Below are 9811 nucleotides of genomic sequence, written 5' to 3'. Positions count from 1 at the left end.
CCCCGAGCCCGGCCGCGACCAGGACGCGGGCGCGGGCGGACCGCGGCCGCGGGCGTTCTCCCGCCGGCTCCGATGACGGTGCCGCCGGCTGTGCTGTCGGCGCCGCGGCCGCCGGCCGAGCCGTCGGCGCCGCGGCCGGTGAGGATGCGGCCGGCAGGGAGGATGCCGCGCCGGCGATGGCGGTCCGGGCATACTCCGGCTCGTCCTCGTGCCCCCGGCCCGTCCCGTACGCGCCCGCCTGGGCGGGCCCGGGGCCCGACAGCCGGGTGGTCCCGGCGACCGGCGGTGCCTGCGGAGCGCCGCCGGCAGGTGAGGCGTCGCCGGCAGGTGAGGCCGCCAGGTCACGTCCGGTAGCCGGGCCCGCGCGTGCCGGCTCGGGCACCGGGGCGGCGGGGGACACCGGGGAGGACGCCGTCGGTGAGAGCAGGGTCGCGGGGTCGTCGTCCTCGCCGGGTGACTGCCGTGAGGTGATCACGGATGTCCTGCCGAGGTCCGCCGGCGCCGCGAAGGCGCGGTCATGCGGCTTCCGGCCGGCCAGCGCGGCCTGCAGCGCCAAGCGCGCCGCGTCCGCCGTGGCGGGCCGCTCCGAGGGATGTTTGGCCAGCAGGCGGCACATGACGTCCCACAGCGGCCCGTCGATCCCGTCGATCGGCGGTGGTGCCTCGAAGGCATGCGCCCGGATCATGGCGATCGGGTTCGGCGCGACGAACGGAGGCCGGCCGGCCAGCAGCTCGTAGAGGACGACGCCGGCCCCGTAGATGTCGGCGGCGGGGCCCGCCCGGGTGTGCTCGGCGAGTTCCGGCGCCATGTACATCGGCGTGCCGATCGCGACGCTGAGCCTGGTCATGGACGGGCTCTGGGTCAGCCGGGCGATGCCGAAGTCGGTCAGCATGGCCCGGGCCGGCCCGCCGCCGCCGGTGTCGACGAGGATGTTCGCCGGTTTGACGTCCCGGTGGACGACGCCGGCGGTGTGGACGACGGCCAGGGCCGAGAGCACCTGCCCGACGAGCCCGACCGCCTCGGCGGCGGGGAGCCGGCCGCGGGCGCGCAGATAGCCGCGCAGGTCCGTCCCGTCCACGAGGTCCATCACGATCGCGAGGGTGCTGCCCTCGGCGACGATGTCGCGGACCTTCACCAGATGCGGGTCGTCGAAGGCCAGCAGGACCCGGCGCTCGCGCAGGAACCGGTCGACGATCTCCGGGTCGTCGGACAGCTCGGGCCGCAGGATCTTGACCGCTACCGGCCCGTGGTCGCCGGTGCCGTCGTCGGCCCGCTCGCCCCGCCAGACCTCACCGCTGGCGCCCTTCCCGAGCGGCTGGTGCAGGACGTAGCGGGAACCCAGCCTGCGCATCGCCGGTGCTCCCCCCTGTACGCGCATCAGCCGTGGTACGCCCGGCCTGGCCGGTTGGCCAGGATACCCGGCCAGGCAGCACGGCGCAGACCCGGTGAGCAGGACCTTATGACGGAAACACCGCCAACGGACAGGAGAGGGCCGCGCGGCTCGTCGGACACTGCGGAAAGTATGAGGATCATGGCGGTACGGCGTCATGGTGTTGTGGCCAGTGGCCGCCTCGGCTTTTGTACCGGAGCAAAAAGGTACTCTGCGCCACCAGCTCTGTGACAGAAGGAAACAAGTGGCCGCAGGTGACACGGACGGGCGCGGGCATGCTCAGCGGTGAACACGGACACGCCCAGATGAGTCCGCAGGACCGGCTCGCGCTCGAGGCGCTCGGCACGGTCCGGCACTACGGGCCGGGTGACGTCCTGTTGCAGGAGGGCGACCGGGCCGACCTGGTGATGATCGTACGGACCGGGCGCGTGAAGGTCGTGACCGTCGCCGAGAGCGGGTACGAGACCCTGCTCGCCCACCGCGGCCCCGGCGACCTCATCGGCGAGATGGCGGTCATCGACGGCGGGACCAGGTCGGCGTCGGTCGTGGCGGTGGAGCCCGCGCAGCTGGTCGCCGTCTCCGCCGAGGCGTTCCGGACGTTCGTGGCCACCCATCCCCAGGTCGTGCGGGCCCTGGTCAGCTCGATCACCCGGCGGCTGCGGGAGTCCGACCGGCGCCGGTCGGAGCTGGGCGCGTACCCGACCGGCATCCGTCTCGCCCGCCACCTGCTCGAGCTCGCGCACCGGCACGGGGACGGGCAGCCCGACGGCAGCGTCGCGATCACGTTACGTGTGACACATCGTGATCTCGCTGCCGCCATCGGGTCGTCCAGGGAGTCCGTCGGCCGGGACCTGCGGACCTTCCGGTCGAGCCGGCTGATCGCGAACAGGGGGCGGACGCTCGTCGTCCTGAACATCGCCGCACTGCGCGCGTTCGCTTACGGCGAAACTCCGGGCCATCAAATGTGACGGATGACGTCGTCACTCCACCTGCTGCCCACTACGACATATATGGGCGAGAACGCCTTCTTTCCGACGCGCCAGATGGGGCGGAGGCCAGCCCGCGGCGGGTACAGGGGGTCCGCCGCGGATGCTGGAAGCCCCGCGGACACTGAAACTGGAAGCCCCGCGGACACTGAAAGCAGCTGCCCCACGCCGACGAGCGGGCCCAGGGCCGTCGGTGGGACGGTCCGCTTCAGCCGCTCGGTGGCTCGGTGGCTCAGCCGTTCGGTGGCTCGGTGGCCTGGCGGCTCAGCCGTTCGGCGGCGGCGGCGACGGTGGCCCCGTGGCGTCGGCCGGGGGAGCGGGTGAGCCGCTCGACCGGGCCGGACAGGGACAGCGCCGCGACGACCCGGCCGGTGGCGTCGCGTACCGGGGCCGACACCGAGGCGAGCCCGGCCTCCCGCTCGCCGACACTCTCAGCCCAGCCCCGCCGCCGCACCTGCGCCAGGGTGGACGCCCCGAAGGCCGCGCCCGCCGGCGGTTCCACCGCCTTGGCCAGCCCCGTTGGCGCTGTGCCCCTGGTTGGCGCCGTTGGCGCTGCGCCCCTGGTTGTGGCCGGGGCGGTGGCGTCCCGGCCCGGGAACGGGTCCGCGCCGAAGGCGAGCAGGACCTGCGCGCCGGAGCCGGCGGTCATCGGCAGCATGGTCCCGACCGGGACGGTGTCGCGCAGGCCGCTGGCCCGTTCGGCGGCGGCCACGCACACCCGCACGTCCCCGCGCCGGACGTAGAGCTGGGTGCTCTCCCCGGTGGCGTCCCGCAGGTGCGCGAGCACCGGCGTGGCGGCGGCCAGCAGGGCCCACGGCAGCGGTGCCGCGCCGCCGGCGGCCAGCCGTGGGCCGGGTACGAACCGGCCGCTGGGGTCGCGTCCGACCAGCCGGTGCACCTCGAGGGCGGCGGCCAGGCGGTGGGCGGTCGCCCGGGTCAGCCCGGTACGGGCGACCAGGTCGCCCAGGGATGCGGGGGAGGTCTCCACCGCGGTCAGCACAAGGGCCGCCTTGTCCAGCACGCCGACTCCGCTAAGCTGTTCCACACATTGATACTGCCATCCCAAATAATGAGATGCACGGGGGTGTACGAGATTTCGGATGGCCCGGGTCAGTGATCCGCACCGCACGTTCGTCACCCCGCCCGGCGCTGCCGGACGGGCCCGAGGAAGCCACCTGAAGGAGTGGGCCATGGGGCGCACACTCGCGAGGAAGGTCTGGGACGCCCACGTCGTCCGGCGTGCCGACAACGAACCCGACCTGCTCTACATAGACCTGCACCTCGTCCACGAGGTGACCAGCCCGCAGGCGTTCGAGGCGCTGCGGCTGGCCGGCCGGCCCGTCCGCCGCCCGGACCTGACCATCGCCACCGAGGACCACAACGTCCCGACCGTCGACACGCTGCTGCCGATCGCCGACCCGGTCTCGGCGGCCCAGGTCGAGGCCCTGCGCAAGAACTGCGCCGACTTCGGCGTCCGGCTGCACCCCATGAACGACCCCGGCCAGGGCATCGTCCACGTCGTGGGCCCGCAGCTGGGCCTGACCCAGCCGGGCATGACGATCGTCTGTGGGGACAGCCACACCTCCACCCACGGCGCGTTCGGTGCGCTCGCCTTCGGCATCGGCACCAGCCAGGTCGAGCACGTGCTGGCCACCCAGACGCTGCCGCAGCGGCCCCCGAGGACTATGGCCGTCACCGTGGAGGGGGCACTGCCGGCCGGGGTGACCGCCAAGGACCTGATCCTCGCGATCATCGCCCGGATCGGCACCGGCGGTGGCCAGGGGTACGTGATCGAGTACCGGGGCGAGGCCGTCCGGTCGCTGTCCATGGAAGGCCGGATGACGGTCTGCAACATGTCCATCGAGGCGGGCGCCCGCGCCGGCATGATCGCTCCGGACGAGGTGACCTTCGCCCACCTGCGGGGACGCCCGCACGCCCCGGCCGGGGCCGCCTGGGACGAGGCGGTGGCCTACTGGCGCACCCTCGCCACCGACGACGACGCCACGTTCGACCGCGAGGTCGTCATCGACGCCGCCGAGCTGAGCCCGTTCGTCACCTGGGGCACCAACCCGGGGCAGGGCGCGCCGCTGGCCGCCCGGGTCCCCGACCCGGCCGGCTACGCCGACCCCGCGCTGCGGGCCTCGGCCGAGCGGGCCCTGGCCTACATGGCGCTCACCCCGGGCACGCCGCTGCGTGACATCGCCGTGGACACGGTGTTCATCGGTTCCTGCACCAACGGGCGCATCGAGGACCTGCGGGCCGCCGCCGAGGTCCTGCGCGGGCGCCGGGTCGCCGACGGGGTGCGCGTACTGGTCGTCCCGGGTTCGATGGTGGTGAAGGCCGATGCCGAGGCGGAAGGGCTCGACGAGGTCTTCCGCGCAGCCGGGGCGCAGTGGCGCAGCGCGGGCTGCTCGATGTGCCTCGGGATGAACCCGGACACCCTGCGGCCGGGGGAGCGCAGCGCGTCCACGTCCAACCGCAACTTCGAGGGACGCCAGGGGCCGGGCGGCCGCACCCACCTGGTGTCGCCGGCCGTCGCCGCGGCCACCGCCGTCACCGGGCGGCTGACCACCCCGGCGGACCTCTGACGCTGGCGCCCCGCCAGCAGCTCCGGCGACAACCTCGACACCGACGAAGGGAGCGCACCCGCGATGGAGGCGTTCACCACCCACACCGGCCGGGCGGTGCCGCTGCGGCGCAGCGACGTCGACACCGACCAGATCATCCCCAGCGAGTGGCTGAAGCGGATCGAACGCACCGGCTTCGGCGCCGGGCTGTTCTCCGAGTGGCGGGCCGACCCCGCGTTCGTGCTGAACAGCCCCGCCCACGCCGGTGCCACGATCCTGCTCGCCGGCCCGGACTTCGGTACCGGGTCGTCCCGCGAGCACGCCGTGTGGGCGCTGCAGGACTATGGCTTCAAGGCGGTGATCTCCGCCAGGTTCGCCGACATCTTCCGCGGCAACGCCCTCGGCAACGGGCTGCTGGCCGTCACCCTGCCCGCCGCGACGGTCGAGGCGCTGACCAGCCAGGTCGAGGCCGATCCCGGTGTCGAGATCACCGTCGATCTGGCCGCCCGCGAGGTGCGCGCGCCCGGGCTCGTTGCGGCCTTCGACATCGACGACTTCACCCGCTGGCGGCTGCTGGAGGGCCTCGACGACGTCGGCCTGACACTGCGCCACCAGGACGCCGTCGCGGCCTTCGAGGCCACCCGGCCCGGCTGGCTGCCCACCACCGTACCGGCCACGGCAGGAGTCAGCGAAAAACATTGAATGCTACGAAACGTAGCCCATCGGAGGACCGCCGGCATCCTCCTGATGGCATCTGATGATCTAGAAGGGACGCTGACGTGCATGTTTGTGTCGCGCGACACGCGCACGGGAATTGCCCTAACCGGTGGACATGCCTACGGTGCAGCGCAGTGTGATGCCCGATCTGCTCCCTACCCCGCACTCGCGGGGGGCGTCCGGAGGTTGTTGTGAACAAGTCCCAGTTGGTTGATCGAATCGCTCAGCAGATCGAGGGCGGGCGGTCGAACGCGACCAAGGCCGTCGATGCCGTCTTCGACGCGATTCAGGAGGCCGTCTCCGCCGGTGAGAAGGTGACCATTACGGGGTTCGGTGTCTTCGAGCGCGTCGAGCGGGCGGCTCGCACCGGCCGTAACCCCGCGACGGGTGAGCCGGTGCATGTCGCGGCCTCGGTCGTGCCGAAGTTCCGGCCCGGTTCGGAGTTCAAGGCCAGCGTCTCCGCCAGCGAGGATCCGCAGGACAACTGAGTACCGGGATCACACCGGTATCGCGACATCACCGAAGGCTGTGCGATCATGGAATGGTCGCACAGCCGGAGGCTGGAGAAGGCTGGCAGCACCGAAGGCTGTGCGATCATGGAATGGTCGCGCGGCCGGAGGCTGGAGAAGGCTGGCAGCACCGAAGGCTGTGCGATCATGGAATGGTCGCGCGGCCGGAGGCTCCGGCGGGTTGTCCGCCGTGGTCAGGCGTGTGCCGCCCGCCGCGGTCGCACGCCCATCAGGTCGTTCTGGTAGTCCGACAGCGGCTGCCCGTCCGGGTCGGCGGCCCGGCGGTGCCAGGTGCCGTCCGGCCGCAGGATCCAGGCCGCCACGCCGTCGGAGAAGGAGTGGTCGAGCATGGCCTTCAGCGGCCCCTGCTGAGACGGCTGCGCGACCCGTACCAGCGCCTCGATCCGGCGGTCGAGGTTGCGGTGCATCATGTCCGCGCTGCCGATCCAGCACTCCTGGACCGCGGTGAACTCCAGCACCCGGCTGTGCTCCAGGAAGCGGCCCAGGATCGAGCGGACGTGCACCGTCTCCGACAGGCCCGGCACGCCCGGGCGCAGCGCGCAGATCCCGCGGACGAGGCACTGGACGGGCACGCCCTCGCGGGAGGCCCGGTACAGCGCGTCGATGACCTCTTCGTCGACCAGGCTGTTCACCTTGATCCGGACGCCGGACGGGCGGCCCTGGTGCGCGGCCTCGGCCTCCTGCTCGATGCGCTCGATGATCCCGTCCCGCATGAGCTGGGGGGCGACCAGCAGTGAGCGGTACTCGGTCTGGCGGCTGTACCCGGTCAGGACGTTGAACAGGTCGGTGAGGTCGGCGCCGATGTCGGGGTCGGCGGTGAGCAGGCCGAGGTCCTCGTAGAGGCGGGCGGTCTTCGGGTTGTAGTTGCCCGTCCCGATGTGGCAGTAGCGCCGCAGCCCGCCGCGTTCCTGGCGGACCACCAGACAGGTCTTGCAGTGGGTCTTCAGCCCGATCAGCCCGTACACGACGTGACAGCCGGCCCGCTCCAGCTCGCGGGCCCACCGGATGTTCGCGGTCTCGTCGAACCTGGCCTTGATCTCGACCAGGACGACGACCTGCTTGCCGGCCTCGGCCGCGGAGATCAGCGCGTCCACGATGGGGGAGTCGCCCGAGGTCCGGTACAGGGTCTGTTTGATGGCCAGCACCTGCGGGTCGGCGGCGGCCTGCTCGATGAAGCGCTGCACCGAGGTGGTGAACGAGTCGTAGGGGTGGTGGACGAGCACGTCGCCCTCGCGCAGCGCCGCGAAGAAGTCGACCTGCTCGTCGGCGGACACCAGCCGCGGGTGGGTCCGCCGCACGTGCGGCCGGTCCTTGAGCTCCGGGCGGTCGAGTTCGTACAGCGCCCACAGCACCGACAGGTCGAGCAGCCCGCGGACCCGGGCCACCTCACGATGGGTGACCTCAAGTTCGCGCATCAGCAGGTCCAGCAGGTCGTCGTCGATGTCGTCGCCGACCTCGAGGCGTACGGCCGGGCCGAACCGTCGGCGGGCCAGTTCGCGTTCGAGGGCCTGGAGCAGGTCCTCGGCCTCGTCCTCCTCGACCTCCAGGTCGGCGTTGCGGGTCACCCGGAACAGGTGGGAGTCCACCACCTCCATGCCGGGGAAGAGCTGCGAGAGGTGCGCGGAGATCACTTCTTCCAGCGGGATGAAGCAGACCTCGTGGTCGTCGCCGTTCGGGTCGTGCGCGAGGCGGTGGCCGTCCACGCCCCTGGTGGGTTCCGGAGTGACCCGGATCAGCCGGGGCACGTTCTGCGGGACCTTCACGCGGGCGAACCGGTCGCCGTCCCCACCTGGGTCACGTACAGTAACCGCAAGGTTGAGGGAGAGTCCGCTGATGTAGGGGAAGGGGTGCGCCGGGTCGACCGCGAGCGGGGTCAGGACGGGGAAGATCTGCTGGTGGAAGTAGTGGTGCAGCCGGTCCTTCTGCCCGTCGGTCAGGTCGTTCCACAGCTGGATGGTGATGCCCGCCTCGGCCAGGGCGGGGACGACGGCGTCGGTGAAGCAGCGGGAGTGGCGTTCGCCGAGCTCGGCGGTGGTACGGCTGATGAGGTCGAGCTGTTCGCGCGCGGTGAGCCCGTCGGCGGAGAGCACCGCGAGCCGGGTCGCCTCGCGGCGCATCAGGCCCGCGACCCGGACCATGTAGAACTCGTCGAGGTTGCTGGCGAAGATTGCCAGGAACTTGGCGCGTTCAAGCAGCGGGACGCTCTCGTCCTCGGCGAGCGCGAGCACCCGCGCGTTGAAGTCCAGCCAGGACTTCTCCCGGTTGATGAACCGATCATTTGGAAGATCTGACGGTACTGGTTGCCGGGGTGCTTCCAGCGGTTCGAGCAGGGCGCTTCGCGGTTTGCGCTGCGGTTGCTCAGATCGGTTCACCACCAGCTCGGTCATGCCCTCGATGGTGCCAGTCCCGCGGGAACGCGGCAGCCGGGTGTGGCGATTAGGACCCGCGCAACTCGTCCGGGATGACGCCTGGACGAACGCGATGTGTAACGCTCATGAAATGTGCTCGGGTGAATATCGCAGCATGGAGGAAACATCCTGCCGGACGGTGCCGGCGGTCGTCGGAGCGTGGCGGTGACGGCCGGGGCGGTACCGGCGCAGCCGGTGCGCGCGCAGCAGGCGGCACAGGCGGCCTTGTTACGTACAGTGCCTGACAGTGTGCTTTCCGCCGAGGAAATGGACGTCGACCTGGCGGACCCGGCGGTCGCATCGGTGACCTACCGTATTCGGCAACGGTTCAGTTACACCTACGACGGCCCGGCCTGGCAGCTGGCGCACCGCCTGGTCGTCATTCCCCCGCGACAGCACGGTGACCAGGCGGTACGCGCCTACCACCTCGCCGTGTCCGACCCGGCGGCCACCGTCACCTGGGAGCGCACGGCCGACGGCTCCCCGGCCGCGCTGGTGCGGCTGGACACCGTGCCCCGGCGGCTCGACTTCGACGCCACGGTCGTCCTCACCCGCACCGCCGGGGCCGGGCCGCCCACGCTGCCGGCGTCCGCCCTGACCGGCCGCAGGCTGCTCACGCCCACCCCGCTGACGGCACCCGACGCCGCCATAACCGCGACAGCCCGGTCGCTGGCCGCCCCCGACCCGCTCGAGACCGCGCTGCGGTGCTGCGCCTGGGTGCACCGCAGGATCGGGTACGCGGGCGGGAGCACCGACGTGACGACCACGGCCGCGCAGGCCCTCGCCGGGGGACGCGGGGTCTGCCAGGACCACGCGCACGTCATGCTGGCGCTGTGCCGGGCCGCGGGCGTGCCGGCGCGGTACGTCTCCGGCCACATGACCGGTGAGAGCGCCTCGCACGCCTGGGTCGAAGTGATCGTCCCCGCGGACGCGGGGCTGCCCGGGGGCGGGGCGCGCGCGGTCGCGCTCGACCCCTGCCACGACCGGCTGGCGGACCAGCGGTACGTGACCGTGGCCACCGGCCGGGACTACACCGAGGTGGCACCCACGTCCGGCTCCTACCGCGGGCCCGGCCGCGGCACCCTCAGCACGCGCCAGCGGGTGGACGTCATAGGAACGGATCTCATCGGGACGGGCGCCGTCACCGCAGTGGGCGCGGACACGGCCTGACCCCTGGCGGGAGTCACCGGGCCGGCGGGCACCGGAGCGCTGT

The 9811-nt window shown here is 72.3% G+C and carries 8 protein-coding genes; 5 read left to right on the top strand and 3 right to left on the bottom strand.

Annotation, left to right across the window (positions count from 1 at the left end; all coding sequences use genetic code 11):
- Window positions 1-1351 (bottom strand): serine/threonine-protein kinase (locus NBW84_RS18540; RefSeq protein WP_250286005.1); only part of this gene is annotated, 1351 nt, incomplete at its 3' end.
- A 344-nt stretch (window positions 1352-1695) separates the two neighbouring features.
- On the opposite strand from NBW84_RS18540, the gene NBW84_RS18535 reads away from it, so the two are divergent.
- Window positions 1696-2358 carry a Crp/Fnr family transcriptional regulator gene (locus tag NBW84_RS18535; protein WP_250286004.1) on the top strand — a complete coding sequence of 221 codons (663 nt, stop codon included), beginning with the start codon at window positions 1696-1698 and terminating at the stop codon, window positions 2356-2358.
- A 250-nt stretch (window positions 2359-2608) separates the two neighbouring features.
- On the opposite strand, the gene NBW84_RS18530 is transcribed toward NBW84_RS18535, so the two are convergent.
- Window positions 2609-3421, bottom strand: a complete 813-nt coding sequence (locus NBW84_RS18530; protein ID WP_250286003.1) for an IclR family transcriptional regulator — start codon at window positions 3419-3421, stop codon at window positions 2609-2611.
- A 145-nt stretch (window positions 3422-3566) separates the two neighbouring features.
- Here NBW84_RS18530 and leuC point away from each other — a divergent pair, with 145 nt between their 5' ends.
- The 3 genes from leuC (at window position 3567) to NBW84_RS18515 (ending at window position 6148) form a co-directional block, all read left to right on the top strand.
- Window positions 3567-4964: a 3-isopropylmalate dehydratase large subunit gene (gene leuC / locus NBW84_RS18525; protein WP_250292426.1), complete on the top strand. Its 1398-nt coding sequence runs from the start codon at window positions 3567-3569 to the stop codon at window positions 4962-4964.
- Window positions 4965-5027: 63 nt separating this feature from the next.
- A complete protein-coding gene (gene leuD, locus NBW84_RS18520) occupies window positions 5028-5645 on the top strand; it encodes a 3-isopropylmalate dehydratase small subunit (protein ID WP_250286000.1) in 618 nt (205 codons plus the stop codon).
- A 206-nt stretch (window positions 5646-5851) separates the two neighbouring features.
- A complete protein-coding gene (locus tag NBW84_RS18515; protein WP_013874863.1) occupies window positions 5852-6148 on the top strand; it encodes an HU family DNA-binding protein in 297 nt (98 codons plus the stop codon).
- A gap of 215 nt (window positions 6149-6363) precedes the next feature.
- Here the strand turns inward: NBW84_RS18515 and NBW84_RS18510 are convergent, their stop codons facing one another.
- Window positions 6364-8577: an RNA degradosome polyphosphate kinase gene (locus tag NBW84_RS18510; RefSeq protein WP_250285999.1), complete on the bottom strand. Its 2214-nt coding sequence runs from the start codon at window positions 8575-8577 to the stop codon at window positions 6364-6366.
- Window positions 8578-8865: 288 nt separating this feature from the next.
- On the opposite strand from NBW84_RS18510, the gene NBW84_RS18505 reads away from it, so the two are divergent.
- Complete coding sequence (locus NBW84_RS18505; RefSeq protein WP_250286006.1) at window positions 8866-9768, top strand: transglutaminase family protein; 903 nt, start codon at window positions 8866-8868, stop codon at window positions 9766-9768.
- Window positions 9769-9811 lie beyond the last annotated feature (43 nt).

Source organism: Protofrankia sp. CiP1_Cm_nod2, assembly GCF_920664355.1.
Classification (GTDB): Bacteria; Actinomycetota; Actinomycetes; order Frankiales; family Frankiaceae; genus Protofrankia.
The sequence above is the reverse complement of the archived record's forward strand: the minus strand, read 5'-3'. Positions and strand labels throughout refer to the sequence as shown.

Excerpts from the sequence above, each read along its gene's own strand:
- NBW84_RS18535 (WP_250286004.1), top strand. The coding sequence starts at position 1,696 with ATGAGTCCGCAGGACCGGCTCGCGCTCGAGGCGCTCGGCACGGTCCGG.
- NBW84_RS18510 (WP_250285999.1), bottom strand. The coding sequence starts at position 8,577 with ATGACCGAGCTGGTGGTGAACCGATCTGAGCAACCGCAGCGCAAACCG.
- NBW84_RS18505 (WP_250286006.1), top strand. The coding sequence starts at position 8,866 with ATGGACGTCGACCTGGCGGACCCGGCGGTCGCATCGGTGACCTACCGT.
- leuC (WP_250292426.1), top strand. The coding sequence starts at position 3,567 with ATGGGGCGCACACTCGCGAGGAAGGTCTGGGACGCCCACGTCGTCCGG.
- leuD (WP_250286000.1), top strand. The coding sequence starts at position 5,028 with ATGGAGGCGTTCACCACCCACACCGGCCGGGCGGTGCCGCTGCGGCGC.